The organism is Curtobacterium sp. L6-1 (assembly GCF_018885305.1).
GTDB lineage: Bacteria > Actinomycetota > Actinomycetes > Actinomycetales > Microbacteriaceae > Curtobacterium > Curtobacterium aetherium.
Genome location: NZ_CP076544.1, coordinates 982627 through 1001894 on the forward strand (window position 1 = coordinate 982627; position 19268 = coordinate 1001894).

Genomic DNA, 19268 nt, shown 5'->3' on the forward strand with positions numbered 1-19268 from the left:
ACGGGGAAGGAGGTCGGCGTGGGAACCAGAACGGTCCTGCAGCAACCCGACATCACGCGTGCCCTGACACGCATCGCGCACGAGATCCTCGAGGCCAACCACGGCGGCTCGGACCTCGTGCTGCTCGGCATCCCGACCCGCGGAGCCGTCCTCGCCGAACGACTCGGTCGTGTCCTGGCGGGCATCGAACCCGGGTGGGAGTCGGCGTCCGGCGGCATCGGCACCGAGCGCGTCGGCGCCCTCGACGTGACGATGTACCGCGACGACCTCCGCCGCGGGATGGGCCGTGCACCGCACCGCACGGTCATCCCCGCGGGCGGGGTCGACGCCAAGGTGGTCGTCCTCGTCGACGACGTGCTCTACTCCGGCCGGACCGTGCGCGCGGCGCTCGACGCCCTGCAGGGCATCGGCCGACCGCGCGCCGTCCGGTTGGCGGTGCTCGTCGACCGGGGCCACCGCGAACTGCCCATCCGCGCCGACCACGTGGGCAAGAACCTGCCGACCGCCGGCGACGAGCGGGTCTCACTGCACCTCACCGAGACCGACGGCGTCGACGAGGTCGTCATCGAGCAGGGCGGTGCGGCATGAGGCACCTGCTCTCCACCGCCGACCTCTCGCGCGAGGACGCGATCGGTGTCCTCGACGTCGCCGAGGAGATGGCCGAGGTCAACACGCGCGAGGTCCGCAAGCTCCCCGCACTCCGCGGCCGGACGATCGTGAACCTCTTCTTCGAGGACTCCACCCGCACGCGCATCTCGTTCGAGGCCGCCGCCAAGCGCCTGTCCGCGGACGTCATCAACTTCGCCGCGAAGGGCTCGAGCGTCTCGAAGGGGGAGTCGCTCAAGGACACCGTGCAGACCCTCGGCGCGATGGGCATCGACGGCATCGTGATCCGGCACGGCGCGTCCGGCGCCCCGCGGGTCCTGGCCGAGGCGGACTGGATCGACGTGCCGGTCGTGAACGCGGGCGACGGGACGCACGAACACCCGACGCAGGCGCTCCTCGACGCGTTCACGATGCGCCGTCGGCTGCACGGTGCCGCGAGCCGGGGACAGGGCCTCGACGGCGTGCGCGTGCTCATCGTCGGCGACGTGCTGCACAGCCGGGTCGCGCGCAGCAACGCTTGGCTGCTCCGGACCCTCGGCGCGCACGTCACCTTCGCCGCGCCGCCGACCCTGCTGCCGGCGGTCGACCGGCCGTTCGGCGCCGCGGTGCACCACGACCTCGACGCCGCCCTCGCCGAGGACCCGGACGTCGTGATGACGCTCCGGATCCAGCAGGAGCGGATGAACGACGCGTTCTTCCCGAACCCCCGTGAGTACACCCGGCACTTCGGGCTCACCGCCGCGCGCTTCGCCCGGCTGCCGGAGCGCACGCTCGTGATGCACCCCGGTCCGATGAACCGCGGCCTCGAGATCGCCGGCGTCGCCGCCGACGACGCCCGCTCCACCGTGGTGGAGCAGGTCGCGAACGGCGTCTCGGTCCGGATGGCCGTGCTGTACCTCGCCCTCACCGGCGACCACCAGAAGGAGACCGTCGCATGACCGCCCACCTCATCCGCGGCGCCCAGCTGGTCGACGGCACCCGCGCCGACATCCGCCTGGAGGGCCGGGTCGTCACCGCGGTCGGATCCGGTCTCGACGCGGCCGGCGCGACGGTGGTCGACGCCGAGGGCCTGCTCGCGCTGCCCGGCCTGGTCGACCTGCACACCCACCTGCGCGAGCCGGGCCACGAGGAGTCCGAGACCGTCCTGTCCGGCTCCCGCGCCGCCGCGGCCGGCGGCTTCACCGCGGTGAACGCGATGGCGAACTCCTCGCCGGTCGCCGACACCGCCGGGGTCGTCGAGCAGGTCCAGGCGCTCGGGGACGCGGCCGGGTACGTCACGGTCCGCCCGATCGGCGCGGTGTCGCAGGGGCTGCAGGGCACCCACCTGTCCGAGATCGGCGCGATGGCGACGTCGCGCGCCGCCGTCCGGGTGTTCTCCGACGACGGCTCGTGCGTCGCCGACCCGCTCCTCATGCGCCGGGCGCTCGAGTACATCAAGGGCTTCGGCGGGGTGCTCGCGCAGCACGCCCAGGAACCCCGCCTGACCATCGACGCGCAGATGAACGAGGGCCGGCTGTCCTCCGAGCTCGGACTGGCCGGGTGGCCGGCGGTGGCCGAGGAGTCGATCATCGCCCGCGACGTGCTGCTCGCCGACCACGTCGGAGCCCGGCTGCACGTCTGCCACGTCTCGACCGCCGGCAGCGTCGAGGTGATCCGCTGGGCCAAGTCCCGCGGCATCGCCGTCACGGCCGAGGTCACCCCGCACCACCTCGTGCTCACGGAGGACCTCATCGCCGGGCACGAGGGCGCGCCCGGCTACGACGCCCGGTACAAGGTGAACCCGCCGCTCCGCAGCCGCGAGGACGTCGACGCGCTCCGGGCCGCGTTGGCCGACGGGACGATCGACATCGTCGCCACCGACCACGCCCCGCACCCGGCCGAGGCGAAGCACTGCGAGTGGCCCGCGGCGGCGAACGGCATGGTCGGGCTCGAGTCCGCGCTGAGCGTCGTGCACGCGGCCGTGGTCGCGGACGGTCGGCTCGACTGGACGGACGTCGCCCGTGTGCTCTCGAGCGCACCGGCCCGCATCGGGCAGGTCGCGGGACACGGGCACGCGATCGCCGAGGGCGCCCCGGCCGAGCTCACCCTGTACGACCCCGCCGCCGGTCGGGAGTTCTCGACGGCCGACCTGCACGGCCAGTCGCAGAACTCGCCGTACCTCGGCATGCGCCTTCCCGGCCGTATCGTCGCGACCTTCCACGCCGGCATGCCGACCGTCCTCGACGGCCGGCTCGTCGACGCCGCGACGGTCGCTGCGCGCGCCGCACACGAGCGGACGGCCACCGCATGAGCGGTGACACCGGACGGTGGCTGTTGGGCGGGCTCATCCTGCTCGCCGTCGCCGCGCTGTTCGTCGCGATGGCGCGGACCTGGCGGACGCGCAGCCGACGACAGGCGGAGGCCGTGCCTCCGGTCCCGGTGCCGGCCGACGTCGGACCGGCGGTCGGGTCGTGGGACGGGTTCACCGTCGCGACGACCCGCGCCGACGAGCCGCTCGAACGGATCACCGCTGGCGGCCTCGGGTTCCGCGGTCGCGGCGGCGTGACGGTCCACCGGACCGGCGTCGTCCTGCACCACGCCGGCGCCGACGACCGGTGGATCGCCTGGAGCGCCGTCCGCGGCGCCGACCGTGCCACCTGGGCGATCGACCGCGTGGTCGAGCCCGGGGGACTGGTCCGCCTGCGATGGACGGCGACCGGCGCCGCAGCAGCGACGGACCTCGACACCTACTTCCGGTTCCCGCAGGGCGACGCGGACGCACTCCGCGCCCTGCAGGGACCGCCGACGACGAACGACTCCCCGCAGACCGCGGGCGAAGGGACGAACTCATGACACGCGAACGGGCCGTACTGGTCCTCGAAGACGGCACCCGGTACGACGGCTGGGCCTACGGCGCCCGTGGGCGCACGCTCGGTGAGGTGGTCTTCGCGACCGGCATGACCGGCTACCAGGAGACGCTCACCGACCCGTCCTACGCGGGACAGATCGTGGTGCAGACGGCGCCGCACATCGGCAACACCGGGGTGAACGACGAGGACCCCGAGTCCCGTCGCATCTGGGTGGCCGGCTACGTCGTGCGCGACCCCAGCCGCGTCGTCTCGAACCACCGGGCGAACGCCTCGCTCGACGAGCACCTCGAGCGTGACGGCATCGTCGGGATCTCGGGCATCGACACCCGCTCGCTCACCCGCCGCATCCGCGACGCCGGCGCGATGAAGGGTGGCGTCTTCAGCGGTGCCGACGCCGCGCTCGGCGCCGACGAGCAGCTCCGCGTCGTCACCGAGCAGGCCGGCATGGCGGGCAAGAACCTCTCCGCCGAGGTCTCCACGGCCGAGGAGTACGTCGTCGCACCGGTGGGCGAGCAGATCGGCACGCTGGCCGTCCTCGACCTCGGGGTGAAGGCCTCCACCACCCGCTACCTGTCCGAGCGCGGGTTCGAGGTGCACGTGCTCCCGCAGGACGTCACCGTCGAGCGGCTCCGCGAGCTCGACCCCGACGCGCTCTTCTACTCGAACGGCCCCGGCGACCCGTCGGCCTCGGACGCGCAGGTCTCGCTGCTGCAGGAGAGCCTCCGCGACGGCCGTCCGTTCTTCGGCATCTGCTTCGGCAACCAGCTGCTCGGACGGGCGCTCGGCTTCGGCACCTACAAGCTGCCGTTCGGCCACCGCGGGATCAACCAGCCCGTGCTCGACACCTCCACCGGCAAGGTCGAGATCACGAGCCAGAACCACGGCTTCGCGGTCGACGCCCCGGTCGGCGAGGTCCTCGAGTCCCCGATCGGCTTCGGCCGGGTCGAGGTCTCGCACTACTCGCTGAACGACAACGTGGTCGAGGGGCTCCGCGCGCTCGACATCCCCGCGTTCAGCGTGCAGTACCACCCCGAGGCCGCCGCCGGGCCGCACGACAGCATGTACCTGTTCGACCGCTTCCGGGACATGGTCGTCGCCCGTCGCCGGGGCGAGCCCCTCGACGCCGCGACCGCCGACGCCACCACCCCCGCTGCCGACGTCACGGCCACCGACTCCTCGAAGGAGGGCAACTGATGCCCAAGCGCACCGACATCGACTCGGTCCTCGTCATCGGCTCCGGCCCGATCGTCATCGGGCAGGCCGCCGAGTTCGACTACTCCGGCACCCAGGCGTGCCGAGTCCTCCGTGCGGAGGGCGTCCGCGTCATCCTGGTCAACCCGAACCCGGCGACGATCATGACCGACCCGGACTTCGCCGACGCGACGTACATCGAGCCGATCACGAACGCGTCGCTCGAGGAGATCATCCGCATCGAGCAGCCGGACGCCGTGCTGCCGACCCTCGGCGGGCAGACCGCGCTCAACGCCGCGATCGCGCTCGACGAGGCGGGGATCCTCGAGCGGTACGGCGTCGAGCTGATCGGCGCCAAGGTCGACGCCATCCAGCGGGGTGAGGACCGGCAGCTCTTCAAGGAGCTGGTCCTCGAGTCCGGCGCGGACGTCGCCCGGAGCCACATCGCGCACACCCTCGAGGAGGCCAAGGAGTTCGCGCAGGACCTCGGCTACCCGCTCGTCGTCCGCCCCTCGTTCACGATGGGCGGCCTCGGTTCGGGCTTCGCGTACACCGAGGAGGACCTCGTCCGCTTCGTCGGCGACGGGCTGCAGTCGAGCCCGACGACCGAGGTCCTGCTCGAGGAGTCGATCCTCGGCTGGAAGGAGTACGAGCTCGAGCTGATGCGCGACAACGCGGACAACACCGTCGTCATCTGCTCGATCGAGAACGTCGACCCGGTCGGCGTGCACACCGGGGACTCGATCACGGTCGCCCCGGCCCTGACGCTGACCGACCGCGAGTACCAGAACATGCGGAACATCGGCATCGACATCATCCGTCGCGTCGGCGTCGACACCGGTGGCTGCAACATCCAGTTCGCCGTGGACCCGTCGAACGGGCGCCTCATCGTCATCGAGATGAACCCGCGCGTGTCCCGCTCGTCCGCCCTCGCGTCGAAGGCGACGGGCTTCCCGATCGCCAAGATCGCCGCGAAGCTCGCGATCGGGTACCGCCTGGACGAGATCCAGAACGACATCACGCAGGTCACCCCGGCGAGCTTCGAGCCGACGCTCGACTACGTGGTCGTGAAGACCCCGAGGTTCGCGTTCGAGAAGTTCCCGGCCGCCGACGCCACCCTGACCACCACGATGAAGAGCGTCGGCGAGGCGATGGCCATCGGCCGCAACTACGCCACCGCGCTGCAGAAGTCGCTCCGCTCGCTCGAGAAGCGCGGGTCGAGCTTCCACTGGGACGTCCCGGCGGACCAGCTCGACAAGGACGCGCTGCTCGCGACCTCGGCCGTCCCGACAGACGGTCGCATCGTCACGGTCCAGCAGGCCCTCGTCGCCGGCGCGACCGCCGACGAAGTGTTCGAGGCCACGAAGATCGACCCGTGGTTCATCGACCAGATCGTCCTCATCAACGAGGTCGCCGCCGAGGTCCGCGCCGCCGACACCCTCGACGCCGACACCGTCCGCTGGGCGAAGGAGCACGGCTTCAGCGACGCGCAGATCGCCGCGCTCCGCGGCATCACCGAGCAGGAGGCGCGTGACGCGCGTCACGCGCTCGGCATCCGCCCGGTGTTCAAGACCGTCGACACCTGCGCCGGCGAGTTCCCGGCCCTGACGCCGTACCACTACTCGTCCTACGACACCGAGACCGAGGTCGCCCCGAGCGACCGCAAGAAGGTCGTCATCCTCGGGTCGGGCCCGAACCGCATCGGTCAGGGCGTCGAGTTCGACTACTCGTGCGTGCACGCGTCCTTCGCGCTGAGCGACGCGGGCTTCGAGACCATCATGATCAACTGCAACCCGGAGACGGTCTCCACCGACTACGACACCTCGGACCGGCTCTACTTCGAGCCGCTCACCGCCGAGGACGTCCTCGAGGTCATCGCGGCCGAGCAGGCCTCGGGCGAGGTCGTGGGCGTCGTCGTGCAGCTGGGCGGCCAGACCGCGCTCGGGCTCGCGAAGCCGCTTGAGGCGGCCGGCATCCCGATCCTCGGGACCACGCCGGAGGCCATCGACCTCGCCGAGGAGCGCGGGCAGTTCTCCCGCATCCTCGAGGACGCCGGCCTGCTCGCCCCGAAGAACGGCACCGCGCACGACCTGGCCAGCGCCACCGCGGTCGCCGAGTCGATCGGGTACCCGGTGCTCGTCCGCCCGTCCTTCGTGCTCGGCGGTCGCGGCATGGAGATCGTCTACGACTCCGCCACCCTCGCCGACTACTTCGACCGGATGGCCGACCAGGCGATCATCGGGCCGGACCTGCCGCTGCTCGTCGACCGGTTCCTCGACGACGCCGTGGAGATCGACATCGACGCCCTCTACGACGGCGAGCGGCTGTACGTCGGTGGGATCATGGAGCACATCGAGGAGGCCGGCATCCACTCCGGCGACTCGTCCTGCACCCTGCCCCCGGTCGGCCTCGGCCGCGCGGAGATCCAGGCGGTCGTCGACGCGACCGAGAAGATCGCCCGGGGCGTCGGCGTGCGCGGGCTCCTCAACGTGCAGTTCGCGATCGGGGCGGGCGTCCTCTACGTCCTCGAGGCGAACCCCCGCGCGAGCCGCACGGTCCCGTTCGTCTCGAAGGCGCTCGGCATCGCCCTGGCCAAGGCCGCGGCCCGCGTCATGACCGGCACGTCGATCGACGCGCTCGTCGACGAGGGCCTGCTGCCGGCCCGCGACGGTGCGTTCGTCCCGGCGCAGGCACCGGTCGCCGTCAAGGAGGCCGTGCTCCCGTTCCGCCGCTTCCGCACGGTCGAGGGACAGGTCGTCGACTCGGTCCTCAGCCCCGAGATGCGCTCCACCGGCGAGGTGATGGGCATCGACCGCGACTTCCCGCGGGCGTTCCTGAAGAGCCAGGAGGCCGCGTACGGCGGGCTGCCGACGAGCGGCACGGTGTTCGTGAGCGTCGCCGACACCGACAAGCGCGCGATCGTCCTGCCCGTCCACCGGCTGCAGCAGCTCGGCTTCCGGATCATCGCCACCGAGGGGACCGCCGAGGTGCTCCGCCGCAACGGCATCCTCGTCGGCACGGTCGGGAAGTACAGCCAGGGCCAGGAGAGCGTCGTCGACCTGCTCGCCCGCAACGAGGTCGACATCGTCATCAACACGCCGAGCGGTGCCTCGGGCCGGGCGGACGGGTACGAGATCCGCGCGGCCACCGTGGCGGCCGACAAGCCGCTGTTCACGACGATCTCGCAGCTCGGCGCGGCGGTCGCGGCGATCGAGACGATCGGGACGCCGCACAGCGTCCGGAGCCTGCAGGACTACGCGCTCGAGCGGGCCGGCTGGTGACCTGGGGGCACGGTGGGCCGGGAGGCCCGACCCCGTTCGGCGTGCGGCTCGCCGCCGCCGTGGGGTCGCGGTCCGCGCTCTGCGTCGGCATCGACCCCCACGCCGCCACCCTGGCGGCGTGGGGGCTCGGCCGCGACGAGGCCGGCCTGACCGCCTTCGGGGCGACGCTCGTCGACGCGGCCGCCGGCCGGGCGGCCGTCGTGAAGCCGCAGATCGCCTTCTTCGAGGCCGCGGGGGTTCCCGGTTACCGTGCGCTCGACGCGACGATCCGTCGGGCACGCGACGCGGGCCTCCTGGTCGTGGCGGACGTCAAGCGCGGCGACATCGGATCGACCGGCGACGACTACGCCCTGGCGTGGCTGGACCGCGACGGGCCGTTCGCGGCCGACGCGATGACGGTGTCGCCGTACCTCGGGTACGGGTCGCTCGCGGGCACCGTCGCCGTCGCGCGGGAGCACGGCGCCGGTGTCTTCGTGCTCGCGGCGACGAGCAACCCGGAGGCACGGGTCCTGCAGACTGCGGTGCTCGCGGAGGGGCCGCGTGCCGGGCGGACCGTGGCGGCCGGTATCGTCGTGGACGTGGCAGACGACAACCGGACGACGGCCGACCAGGCCCTGGGGGACATCGGGCTGGTGCTCGGCGCGACGCTCGACCTGGGCGACTTCGGCATCACCGCGGACGAGATCGGTTCCGCGCCGGTCCTCGCGCCGGGCTTCGGTGCCCAGGGCGCCCGCATCGAGGACCTCCGCCCGCTGTACGGCAGCCGCGCCGAGCAGGTGCTCGTGAACGAGTCCCGCGGGCTCCTGGTCGACGGCCCGGACGGCGTCACCGCCCTGGTGGCCGACCGTGCGGACCGGATCGCGGCGGCGCTGGGGACGGCCGCGTGAGCGGCGAGCGCCCGGACGACGTGGTGTCCGACCCGACGACCGACGACCGCTCCGGGCTGCCGGCGCACCGCAACCCGCCGGAGGTCGACCGGGTCGCCGCCGCCAAGGCCGCCGTCGCCGCCCGCCGCGCCCGGGCCGCCGTGAAGGCCGCCGTGGCGTCGGGGGACCGGTCGCCGCTCGAGGTGGCACGGTCGGCGTGGTCCGAGGACGACTCGGTGGTCGCGTCGACGGCGGCCGAACGATCGTTGCGCGTCCGCGACCTGCTGACGAGCCTGCCCGGGGTCGGACCGGCCCGCGCGGATGCCGTGATGGGCGCGCTGCGGATCGCGCCGTCGAAGCGGCTGGGCGGCCTCGGCAGCCGGCAGCGCACGGAGCTCGCCGACTGGCTCGCCGGTCGCGGCCGGAAGCGCGGGGCGTCGAAGCTCGTCGTGCTCGCCGGACCCACCGCGGTGGGCAAGGGCACCGTCAGCGCCCACATCCGCGAGCAGTACCCCGAGGTCAACCTCAGCGTGTCCGCGACGACCCGGAAGCCCCGCCCGGGCGAGGTCGACGGCGTGCACTACTACTTCGTCGACGACGCCGAGTTCGACCGCATGGTCCGCGACCGCGAACTGCTCGAGTGGGCGACCGTGCACAACTCGTACCGCTACGGCACCCCGCGGCCGCCGATCGACCGGGCGCTCGACGCCGGCGAGAAGGTCATGCTCGAGATCGACCTGCAGGGTGCCCGTCAGGTGCGGGACGCCATGCCCGAGGCGGTCCTGGTGTTCCTGCTGCCGCCGACGTGGGACGAACTCGTGCGTCGGCTCATCGGCCGGGGCACCGAGTCCGCCGAGGAGCAGGCCCGTCGGCTCGAGACCGCGAAGGTGGAGCTGGCCGCGCAGGACGAGTTCGACGTGCGGATCGTGAACTCCGATGTCAGCACGGCGGCACGCGAGGTCGTAGACTTGTTCTCTGCGCCCTGACGGGTGCACCGATCCCCTGTGCCCTCACGGGTGCACCGACGACGAGGAGCAACCCATGGCCAACCCCCAGGGCATCATCGACCCGCCCATCGACGACCTGCTCAGCAAGGTCGAGTCGAAGTACGCGCTCGTCATCTTCGCCTCGAAGCGCGCCCGCCAGATCAACGACTACTACGCCGACCTGCACGAGGGCTCGCTCTTCGACAACGTCGGCCCGCTCGTCGACTCGACGATCGACGACAAGCCGCTCTCGGTCGCGCTCCACGAGATCAACGAGGACAAGCTGACCGTCACCAAGCAGCAGCAGCCCTCCGCCTGATCCCGGTGACGAGCGCACTCCGTCTGTTCACGTCGGAATCGGTGACCGAGGGTCACCCCGACAAGATCTGCGACCAGATCTCGGACGCGATCCTGGACGCCCTGCTCACGGTCGACCCGCACGCGCGGGTCGCCGTCGAGACCATGGTGACGACCGGGCTCGTGCACGTCGCCGGTGAGGTCACCACCTCCGGCTACGTCGAGATCCCGCAGCTGGTCCGCGACGTCATCACGGGGATCGGGTACGACTCCTCCGACGTGAGCTTCGACGGCCGTACGTGCGGCGTCGAGATCTCGATCGGCGCGCAGTCCCCGGACATCGCGCAGGGTGTCGACGAGTCGCTCGACTCCCGCTCCGGCGCCGGTGTCGACCCGCTCGACCGCCAGGGTGCGGGCGACCAGGGCATCATGTTCGGCTTCGCGACGAACGAGACCCCGGAGTACATGCCCGTCGCCATCTGGCTCGCGCACCGCCTGGCCGAGAAGCTCGCCGCGGTCCGCAAGTCCGGCGAGCTGACGTACCTGCGTCCGGACGGCAAGACCCAGGTCACGGTCGGCTACGACGGCGTCACGCCGAAGACCGTCGAGACCGTGGTGCTCTCGACGCAGCACGCGCCGAGCGTCACGCTCGACCAGCTCACCGCCGACATCACCGAGCACGTCATCCGTCCGGTGCTCGCCATGGTCGATCTCGACGCGTCGCGCGTCGACGTCATCGTGAACCCGACCGGGCGCTTCGAGATCGGCGGTCCCCAGGGCGACGCCGGGCTCACCGGGCGCAAGGTGATCGTGGACACGTACGGCGGGGCCTCCCGCCACGGTGGCGGCGCCTTCAGCGGCAAGGACCCGTCGAAGGTCGACCGCTCGGCGGCGTACGCGCTGCGCTGGGTCGCGAAGAACGCCGTCGCGGCCGGACTCGCCGACCGCCTCGAGGTGCAGGTCGCGTACGCGATCGGCCGTGCCGCCCCCGTCGGGCTGTACGTCGAGTCGTTCGGGACCGGACACGTCGACGACGCCACGATCGAGGCCGCCATCCGCCAGGTGTTCGACCTGCGGCCCGCCGCGATCATCCGCGACCTCGACCTGCTCACCCCGAAGTACGCCCAGACCGCCACGTACGGCCACTTCGGCCGCGAGCTGCCCGGGTTCACGTGGGAGCACCTCGATCGAGTCGAGGAACTCCGGACCGCGGCAGGACTCGTCTCCGCCGCCGTCTGAGGCCCGGCGTGGCCACCGTCGCGCGTGTCGTCCTCGACTCGCCGCTCCCGCAGCTGGACCGTCTGTTCGACTACCGGGTGCCGGCCGAGTTCGAGGACGACTGCGTGCCGGGCGTGCGCGTCAAGGTGCCGCTGCGCTCCGGCGCCCGGATGACGGACGCCTACGTCGTCGAGGTCGTCCGGGACGACGCCCTCTCGCCGGAGCACGACTTCCCCGGTGAACTGAGCGTCGTCGAGGAACTCGTCAGCCCCGTGGCGGTCCTCGCGCCCGAGGTCTGGCGGCTCGCCCGCGCCGTCGCCGACCGTGCAGCCGGGGTCGCCAGCGACGTCCTGCGGCTGGCGGTCCCGACGCGGCAGGTCCGGCCCGAGAAGGCCTGGCTCGCCCGCGATCCCGAGTACGTGCCGCCCGCGGTCGTCCCCGTGCCGGTGGACGGCTACGGCGACGGCACGGTGGAGGCGGTGATCGACGCCGGGAGGCGGGCCGCGGTCAGCGCGATCCCGCACCCGGTCGCCCTGTCCGACGCCGACGAGGACCCGACCTGGGTGCCCGGTTGGGCGGCGACCCTGGCGCAGGCGGCCGCGCACACGCTGGCGGGGGAACGGTCGGCCGTCATCGCGGTCCCGGACTTCCGTGACGTGACCGACCTCGAGCGGGCCCTGCACGTGCTCGTGCCACCGGAGCGGGTCGTGCGGTTCGACGCGAAGCAGACGAACGGGCAGCGGGCCCGGGCACTCCTGACCGCCCGCACCCACCCGGTCGTGGCGATCGGCAGTCGCGCCGCGGTGTACGCGCCGGCGTCGGACCTCGGCCTCATCGCGCTCTGGGACGACGGGGACCCCTCGTTCGCCGAGCAGCGTGCCCCGTACGTGCACACCCGCGACGTCGCCCTCGTCCGCACCGCGCAGTCCGGTGCGGCGTTGCTCCTGCTCTCCCACGCCCGCAGCACCGACGTGCAGCGGCTCGTCGAGCTCGGGTGGTTGCAGGAGCTCACCCCGCACCGCGTCCGGGTGCCGAAGGTGGTGCCGACCGCGCACCAGACGAACGCCGACGGGTACGCGGCGCAGGCCCGCATCCCGAGCAGCGCGTGGCGCGCCGCGCGCGAGGCCAGCCGCGAGGGGCCGGTGCTCGTCCAGGTGTCGAACCCGGGCTTCGGCACGGGCCTGGTCTGCACCGCGTGTGGTGAGCGCGCACACTGCCGGGTGTGCGGTGGGCCGCTCGGCAGCCCGCACGCCGGCTCGACCCCGCAGTGCCGGTTCTGCGGCGCGCTCGCGGCCGGGTACCGCTGCCCGACGTGCGGCAACGGGAAGCTCAAGCCGGTCGGGCAGGGTGCGCAGCGGACCGCGGACGAACTCGGTCGGGCGTTCCCGAACACCCGCATCGTCGTCGCGGACGGTAGCCGTCCGGTGGACGAGGTCCCGGCACGCCCGGCCGTCGTCGTCGCCACCCGCGGCGCCGAACCGGACGTGGCGGGCGGGTACGCGTGCGTGCTCCTGCTCGACGGCGAGCGGATGCTGGCGCGCGAGGGGCTCCGCGTGCAGGAGGACGTCCTGCGGGTCTGGTCGAACGCGGCGGCGAAGGGCGCGCCCGGGGCTCCGGTCTACCTCGTCGGCATCGGCGGCAAACTCGCGAACGCGATGGCGCTGTGGCGACTCGACGGACCGGCGCACGACGAACTGGCCGACCGCCGCGAGCTGTTCTTCCCGCCGGCCGTCCGGGTCGCGACGCTGACCGGCACCGACGAGGCCGTGACGGGTGCCGTCGAGGCGCTGGGGGACGCGCCCGTCGGGCCGGTGCTCGGTCCGGTGCCCGTGGACGACCCGACGCCGGGTACCGTCCGCGCGATCGTCCGCTTCCCCTACGGGCACGGTGCCGAGGTCGCCGCGACCCTGAAGGCGGAGGTCATCCGTCGGTCGTCGACGCGCCGGGTGGTCGCCGGTGGCGCGAAGCGCCGCGCCGCACCCGCGCTCCGCGTCCGCATGGACGACGCGGAGCCGTTCTCCGAGGTCTGACCGGACCCCGGACGCACGGGAGGCCCGTGGCGATCCCGCCACGGGCCTCCCGTCGGTGTCGCCGACCCGGGTCGGCGACGGGTGCTACGCGCCGACCGGTGCGCGACGACCGCGCGACAGGACGACCCCGAGGGCGACCATGCCGACGGCGAGCACGAGGTGCAGCCAGTTGTCCGCCGAGTTGAGCGGCACGAAGTTCGCGGCGCTGTCGCTGCCCGCGGTGAAGAGGCCGTAGATCCAGAGGACGAAGTAGACGACGCCGCCGATGACGAGGTACAGCCGGGCGCCGCTGGCCCGACGCGCGGCCGCGACGCCGACGATGCCGAAGAGCAGGTGGACGATGTTGTGCAGCACGGACACCTGGAAGATGCCGAGCAGCATGCCCATCGAACCGTTGCCTGCGCCGCCGAGGTCCCCCGACGTGACGCCGGGGACGAACCCGGCGAGTCCGACGAGCAGGAAGACGATGCCGACGACGAGGGCGCCCTTCTGCACGGGCGTCTCGGCGAAGCTGGTGGGGGCGGGGGTGGAGAGTCGATCTGCCATGGTTCGTTCCTTTCCGGGAATCGCCTGAGAAGGTACCCGCCCCGGGCCGTGGTCGTCCGCCGACCCCGCGCTCCCGCGCGAGGCGGACAGCCCGGTCCACCGGACCCGACCGACCGCGCCGGGGGAGCGCCGTCCGTCGTGGGAGACTGGAGCCCATGCGTCTCGTCGTCGCCGGCAGCCCCGCTGCTGCGGTCCCCACCCTCCGCCGTCTGGCGGCGTCCGACCACGAGATCGCGGCGGTGCTGACCCGCCCGCCGACACCGCAGGGCCGCAAGCGCGTCCTGACCCCGACGCCCGTCGCCGTCGCGGCCGCCGAGCTCGGCCTGCCGGTGGTCGAGGCCGCCCGGGTCGACGACGCGGTCACCGCCCGGATCGCCGAGCTCGGTGTCGACCTCGGCGTGATCGTCGCCTACGGCGCGCTGCTGCGGCGACCGGCACTCGACGCCCCGCGCATGGGCTGGGTGAACCTGCACTTCTCCGACCTGCCGGCCCTCCGCGGTGCCGCGCCGGTGCAGCGTGCCGTGATGGCCGGTGCGACGACGACGGCGGCGACGGTGTTCCAGCTGGTGGAGGCCCTCGACGCCGGACCCGTCTTCGCCTCGGAACCGTTCCCGATCGACGACGAGGCGACCTCGGGCGATGTCCTCGCCGCGATGGCCGACACCGGGGCCGAGCTCGTCGCCCGGGTCGTCGACGACCTGGCCGCCGGCACCGCGGTGGCGCACGAGCAGGTCGGCGAGGTCACCACCGCCCCGAAGCTCACCCTCGCGGACGGCCGCACCGACTTCACGGCACCGGCTGCCGTCGTGCACGCCCGGTTGCGCGGCGTCACGCCCGAGCCCGGTGCCTTCGCACACCTCGGCGAGACGCGGGTCAAGCTGCTCCGTGCGGGCCGGGTCCGTCCGGGAGGCGCGGGGGAGTCCGCCGCGCCGCTCGCGCCCGGCGCCCTCCGGCTCACCGACGGCGTCCTGCTCGTCGGCACGGCGGACGAGCCGCTCGTGCTCTGCGAGGTGCAGCCGGCCGGCAAGAAGGCGATGGACGCCGCGGCCTGGGCCCGCGGGCTCGGACCGCTCGACGGGAAGGTGCTCGCATGAGCGCGGAACAGGCACGGTCGCGCGGCCCCCAGCGCGACGGCGGACGCGGGAGCGGCGGCCGGGACAGCGGCGGACGACAGGGCGGTGGTCCGACCGGGTCGGGTGCCGCACGCCGTCCCGGTGGTCGACCGCAGGCTCCCCGCCAGGTGAGCGCCCGTCGGGTGGCCTTCGACGTGCTCCGCGCCGTGCAGGTCGACGACGCCTACGCGAACCTGCTCCTGCCGACGCGCATCCGGCGCGCGGGGCTGAGCGCCCGGGACGCCGGCTTCGCGACCGAGCTGACCTACGGCACCATCCGGATGATCGGCCGGTACGACGCGGTCGTCGCCCTCGCGTCCGGACGGCGCGCGGACCTCGTCGAGGCCGACGTGCTCGACGTCATGCGCCTCGGCGTGCACCAGCTGCTCGGCATGCGGACGCCGACGCACGCCGCGGTCTCGGCCACGGTGGAGCTCGCCCGGGAGGTCGGCGTGTCCCGCGCGACCGGCTTCGTCAACGCCGTCATGCGGAAGGTGGCCGCGAAGACCCCGGAGGAGTGGGACGCCCTGGTGACAGCGGGCCTCGGCGGCGAGGCGCTGCTCGCCACGCGGTGGTCGCACCCGGTCTGGGTCGTGTCGGCGCTCCGTGACGCTCTCGCCGCCGAGCGGTCGCGCGACGAACTCGCGGCGCTCCTCGCGGCCGACAACGAGGCGCCCCGGGTCCAGCTCGCCGCGCTGCCCGGCATCGCCACGGCCGAGGACGTGGAGCAGGCGACCGCCCGCACGGCGGGGGACGACGTCGAGGCCGGGGAGGAGCCTCCCGTCGGGCCCGCCGTCGACGACGACGTCGCCCCGGACGACGCGGCCAGCGACGACGACGGCACCGCCGCCCCGGCGCACGCAACCGCGCCGGTCGCACCCGACCTGCCCGTCTCGCCCGTCGGCATCCGCGGCGTGACCGGCGACCCCGCACGCGTCCCCGGTGTCGCCGCCGGCCGCCTCCGCGTGCAGGACGAGGGCTCGCAGCTCGCGGCCCTCGCCCTCTCCCGCTCCTCCGCGGTGCGCCCGGGCGAGCGCTGGCTCGACCTCTGCGCCGGGCCCGGGGGCAAGGCCGCGCTACTCGCGGCCGAGGCCGCGCAGTCCGGCGCGACCCTCGTCGCCAACGAACTCGTCCCCGCGCGCGTCGGACTCGTCCGGGAGGCCCTCCGCGACTTCCGGGACACCGTCACCGTCGTCGAGGGCGACGGCCGCCGCTACGGCACCGACGGCTCCGGCGTCACGTACGACCGCATCCTGCTCGACGCGCCGTGCACCGGGCTCGGCGCGCTCCGTCGTCGTCCGGAGGCGCGCTGGCGCAAGCAGCCGGAGGACGTCGCCGAACTGGCCGCGCTGCAGGAGGAACTGCTCGAGGCCGCGGTCCGGGTCCTCGCGCCCGGCGGCACGCTCGCCTACGTCACCTGCTCGCCGCACCTCGCCGAGACCCGCGGGCAGGTCGACGCCCTCATGCGTCGGCACGGGCACGAGCTCGAACAGCTCGACACCGCCGCGGTCGTCCGCTCGGTGGCCGCGCGCGACCCGCAGGTGGCCGACGGGCGGACCGCACAGCTCTGGCCGCACCGCATCGGCACCGACGCGATGTTCATCGCACTCGTGCGCCGAACGGCCTGACCACCCGCCGGTAGGCTCGACGGGTGACGATCCGCATCTCGCCGAGCATCCTGTCCGCCGACTTCGCGAACCTCGAGCGTGAACTCCAGCGCATCGCGACCGCCGACATGGTGCACGTCGACGTCATGGACAACCACTTCGTGCCGAACCTGACGCTCGGCCTGCCGATCGTGCAGCGCCTGCAGCAGGTGTCGCCCGTGCCGCTCGACGTGCACCTCATGATCACGGACGCCGACACCGAGGCGCCGAAGTACGCCGAGACCGGGGCGTCGAGCGTGACGTTCCACTTCGAGGCGGCGACGGACCCGGTGGCGACCGCGGCGGCGATCCGATCGAACGGTGCTCGCGCCGCAGTCGCCGTGAAGCCCGGCACGCCGATCACGCAGGTGCTGCACCACCTCGACGCCTACGACATGGTCCTGCTCATGACCGTCGAGCCCGGCTTCGGCGGCCAGGCCTTCATGTCCGAGGTGATGCCGAAGCTCGCCGACGCCCGGGCCGCGGTGGACGCCTCCGGGCTCGACGTCTGGCTCGAGGTCGACGGCGGCATCGCGGTCGACACCGTCCCCGAAGCGGTCCGCAGCGGCGCCGACACCCTGGTCGCCGGCTCCGCCGTGTACGGCGGGGAACCGGCCGAGCGCATCACCGATCTCCGGGCGGCGGCACGGCGTGCCCTCGCAGACCGGTAGCCTGGAACCGTGAAGACGTTCGACGACCTGTTCGCGGAGCTGACCGAGAAGGCGCGCACGCGTCCCGAGGGCTCCGGCACCGTCGCCGAACTGGATGCCGGTGTGCACCAGATCGGCAAGAAGATCGTGGAAGAGGCCGCCGAGGTCTGGATGGCGGCCGAGTACGAAGGTGACGAGCGCACCTCCGAGGAGATCTCGCAGCTCGTGTACCACCTGCAGGTGCTCATGGTCGCGAAGGGGCTCACCCCGGCGGACGTCTGGCGACATCTGTAGGGAGCGCTGCCCGCAGCGCACCGCAGACCGTCACCGACCCCCTCCAGGAAGCAGACCCTGATGCTCCGCGTCGCCGTGCCCAACAAGGGCTCCCTGTCCGAGACCGCCTCCGAGATGCTGCGGGAGGCCGGGTACGCCGGTCGCCGCGACCCGAAGGCGCTGCACCTCATCGATGAGCGCAACGGGGTGGAGTTCTTCTTCCTCCGCCCGCGCGACATCGCCACCTACGTCGGCTCCGGCGCGCTCGACGTCGGCATCACCGGTCGCGACCTGCTGCTCGACTCCGGGTCCACCGCGCACGAGGTCGACGCGCTCGGGTTCGCCGACTCGACCTTCCGGTTCGCCGGTGCACCCGGTCGGTACGCGACGTTGCAGGACCTCGAGGGCGTGCGCGTCGCCACCAGCTACCCGGGGCTCGTCGGCGAGTTCCTCGCGCAGCACGGCGTGACCGCGACCCTCGTCAAGCTCGACGGCGCCGTCGAGAGCGCGGTCCGGCTCGGGGTCGCCGACGCGGTCGCCGACGTCGTCTCCACCGGCAGCACCCTCCGCGCCGCCGGGCTCGAGATCTTCGGCCCGGTCATCCTCGAGTCCACCGCGGTGCTCATCACCACCGACGAGTCGATCGCCGGCATCGACGTGCTCCGGCGCCGGCTGCAGGGCGTGCTCGTGGCCCGCGGCTACGTCATGCTCGACTACGACATCCCGTCCGACCTGCTCGAGCAGGCCACGGCGGTCGCGTCGGGCATCGAGTCGCCGACGGTGTCGCCGCTGCACGACCGCGACTGGTCCGCCGTCCGCGTGATGATCCCGCGCGAGGACGCGAACCTCATCATGGACGCGCTCTACGACCTCGGAGCGCGCGCCATCCTCGTCAGCCCGATCCACGCCGCACGGCTGTGACCGACGGCACGACCACGGCGACCGCGCTCGGCGGGGTGTCGGTCCGGGTCATCCCGTGCCTCGACGTCTCCGGCGGCCGCGTCGTCAAGGGCGTCAACTTCCTCGACCTGCAGGACGCCGGGGACCCGGTGGAGCTCGCCGCGCGCTACTACGAGCAGGGTGCCGACGAGCTGACCTTCCTCGACGTCGGTGCCACGGTCGAGAACCGCGCCACCATGTGGGACACCGTCACCCGCACCGCCGAGCAGGTCTTCATCCCGCTCACGGTCGGCGGCGGGGTCCGCAGCGTCGACGACGTCTCGCGGCTGCAGCAGTGCGGCGCGGACAAGATCGGCGTGAACAGCGCGGCGATCGCCCGTCCCGGACTCGTCACCGAGATCGCCGACCGGTTCGGGTCGCAGGCCGTCGTCCTCTCCCTCGACGTCAAGCGGTCCTCCCGCACGCCCTCGGGCTTCGTCGTCACGACGCACGGCGGCCGCACCGAGACCGACGTCGACGCCGTCGCCTGGGCCAGCGAGGCCGTCGAGCGCGGCGCGGGGGAGCTCCTGGTCAACTCGATCGACGCCGACGGCACGAAGAACGGGTTCGACCTCGCACTCGTCACGGCGGTCCGTGCGGTCTCGTCCGTCCCGGTCATCGCCTCGGGAGGCGCGGGTCGCGTCGAGCACTTCGCCCCCGCGATCGACGCGGGGGCCGACGCCGTCCTCGCGGCGAGCGTCTTCCACCGGGGCGAGATGACCGTCGCCGACGTCAAGGACGCGCTGCGCGCGACCGGCCACGTGGTCCGCTGAGCTGA

At 73.2% G+C, this 19268-nt stretch carries 18 protein-coding genes; 17 read left to right on the forward strand and 1 reads right to left on the reverse strand.

Going from position 1 to position 19268, the window contains the following annotated elements; genetic code table 11:
- Positions 1-18: 18 nt before the first annotated feature.
- Genes pyrR through KM842_RS04600 form a run of 11 tightly spaced genes read left to right on the forward strand, consistent with a single transcriptional unit; the run spans position 19 to position 13324 of the window.
- Positions 19-588 (forward strand): bifunctional pyr operon transcriptional regulator/uracil phosphoribosyltransferase PyrR, encoded by a 570-nt coding sequence (gene pyrR / locus KM842_RS04550; RefSeq protein WP_216261316.1) that lies wholly within the window; start codon positions 19-21, stop codon positions 586-588.
- Entirely contained in the window at positions 585-1544 is a 960-nt protein-coding gene (locus KM842_RS04555) for an aspartate carbamoyltransferase catalytic subunit (protein ID WP_216261317.1), read from the forward strand. The genes pyrR and KM842_RS04555 overlap by 4 nt, the downstream gene beginning before the upstream one ends.
- On the forward strand, positions 1541-2896 hold the full coding sequence (locus KM842_RS04560; RefSeq protein WP_216261318.1) for a dihydroorotase: 1356 nt from the start codon (positions 1541-1543) through the stop codon (positions 2894-2896). Before KM842_RS04555 ends, KM842_RS04560 begins: the two co-directional genes overlap by 4 nt.
- Positions 2893-3438 carry a PH-like domain-containing protein gene (locus tag KM842_RS04565; protein WP_216261319.1) on the forward strand — a complete coding sequence of 182 codons (546 nt, stop codon included), beginning with the start codon at positions 2893-2895 and terminating at the stop codon, positions 3436-3438. The genes KM842_RS04560 and KM842_RS04565 overlap by 4 nt, the downstream gene beginning before the upstream one ends.
- Positions 3435-4649 (forward strand): glutamine-hydrolyzing carbamoyl-phosphate synthase small subunit, encoded by a 1215-nt coding sequence (carA, locus tag KM842_RS04570; RefSeq protein ID WP_216261320.1) that lies wholly within the window; start codon positions 3435-3437, stop codon positions 4647-4649. Before KM842_RS04565 ends, carA begins: the two co-directional genes overlap by 4 nt.
- Positions 4649-7927, forward strand: a complete 3279-nt coding sequence (gene carB, locus KM842_RS04575) for a carbamoyl-phosphate synthase large subunit (protein WP_216261321.1) — start codon at positions 4649-4651, stop codon at positions 7925-7927. The genes carA and carB overlap by 1 nt, the downstream gene beginning before the upstream one ends.
- Positions 7924-8814: an orotidine-5'-phosphate decarboxylase gene (pyrF, locus tag KM842_RS04580; protein ID WP_216261322.1), complete on the forward strand. Its 891-nt coding sequence runs from the start codon at positions 7924-7926 to the stop codon at positions 8812-8814. The genes carB and pyrF overlap by 4 nt, the downstream gene beginning before the upstream one ends.
- A 56-nt stretch (positions 8815-8870) precedes the next feature.
- Entirely contained in the window at positions 8871-9779 is a 909-nt protein-coding gene (gmk, locus tag KM842_RS04585) for a guanylate kinase (RefSeq protein ID WP_216262091.1), read from the forward strand.
- Positions 9780-9834: 55 nt separating this feature from the next.
- The gene (gene rpoZ / locus KM842_RS04590) at positions 9835-10098 is read left to right on the forward strand and encodes a DNA-directed RNA polymerase subunit omega (protein ID WP_110902190.1); all 264 of its coding nucleotides are present in this window, start codon (positions 9835-9837) and stop codon (positions 10096-10098) included.
- Between the two features lie 5 nt (positions 10099-10103).
- A complete protein-coding gene (gene metK / locus KM842_RS04595) occupies positions 10104-11315 on the forward strand; it encodes a methionine adenosyltransferase (protein WP_216261323.1) in 1212 nt (403 codons plus the stop codon).
- An 8-nt stretch (positions 11316-11323) separates the two neighbouring features.
- Complete coding sequence (locus KM842_RS04600; protein WP_216261324.1) at positions 11324-13324, forward strand: primosomal protein N' family DNA-binding protein; 2001 nt, start codon at positions 11324-11326, stop codon at positions 13322-13324.
- Positions 13325-13408: 84 nt separating this feature from the next.
- Here KM842_RS04600 and KM842_RS04605 read toward each other — a convergent pair whose 3' ends face one another.
- Positions 13409-13870, reverse strand: a complete 462-nt coding sequence (locus KM842_RS04605; protein WP_216261325.1) for a DUF4383 domain-containing protein — start codon at positions 13868-13870, stop codon at positions 13409-13411.
- Positions 13871-14025: 155 nt separating this feature from the next.
- On the opposite strand from KM842_RS04605, the gene KM842_RS04610 reads away from it, so the two are divergent.
- From KM842_RS04610 to hisF, 6 genes are read left to right on the forward strand one after another with little or no spacing between them, the layout of a single operon-like run.
- Positions 14026-14964, forward strand: a complete 939-nt coding sequence (locus KM842_RS04610) for a methionyl-tRNA formyltransferase (RefSeq protein WP_216261326.1) — start codon at positions 14026-14028, stop codon at positions 14962-14964.
- A complete protein-coding gene (locus tag KM842_RS04615; RefSeq protein WP_253206251.1) occupies positions 14961-16610 on the forward strand; it encodes an RsmB/NOP family class I SAM-dependent RNA methyltransferase in 1650 nt (549 codons plus the stop codon). The genes KM842_RS04610 and KM842_RS04615 overlap by 4 nt, the downstream gene beginning before the upstream one ends.
- A 23-nt stretch (positions 16611-16633) precedes the next feature.
- Complete coding sequence (gene rpe, locus KM842_RS04620) at positions 16634-17299, forward strand: ribulose-phosphate 3-epimerase (protein ID WP_216261327.1); 666 nt, start codon at positions 16634-16636, stop codon at positions 17297-17299.
- A 9-nt stretch (positions 17300-17308) separates the two neighbouring features.
- Complete coding sequence (locus KM842_RS04625; RefSeq protein WP_058742152.1) at positions 17309-17572, forward strand: phosphoribosyl-ATP diphosphatase; 264 nt, start codon at positions 17309-17311, stop codon at positions 17570-17572.
- A gap of 60 nt (positions 17573-17632) precedes the next feature.
- A complete protein-coding gene (gene hisG, locus KM842_RS04630; RefSeq protein ID WP_216261328.1) occupies positions 17633-18472 on the forward strand; it encodes an ATP phosphoribosyltransferase in 840 nt (279 codons plus the stop codon).
- Positions 18469-19263 carry an imidazole glycerol phosphate synthase subunit HisF gene (hisF, locus tag KM842_RS04635; RefSeq protein ID WP_253206252.1) on the forward strand — a complete coding sequence of 265 codons (795 nt, stop codon included), beginning with the start codon at positions 18469-18471 and terminating at the stop codon, positions 19261-19263. The genes hisG and hisF overlap by 4 nt, the downstream gene beginning before the upstream one ends.
- Positions 19264-19268: the final 5 nt, after the last annotated feature.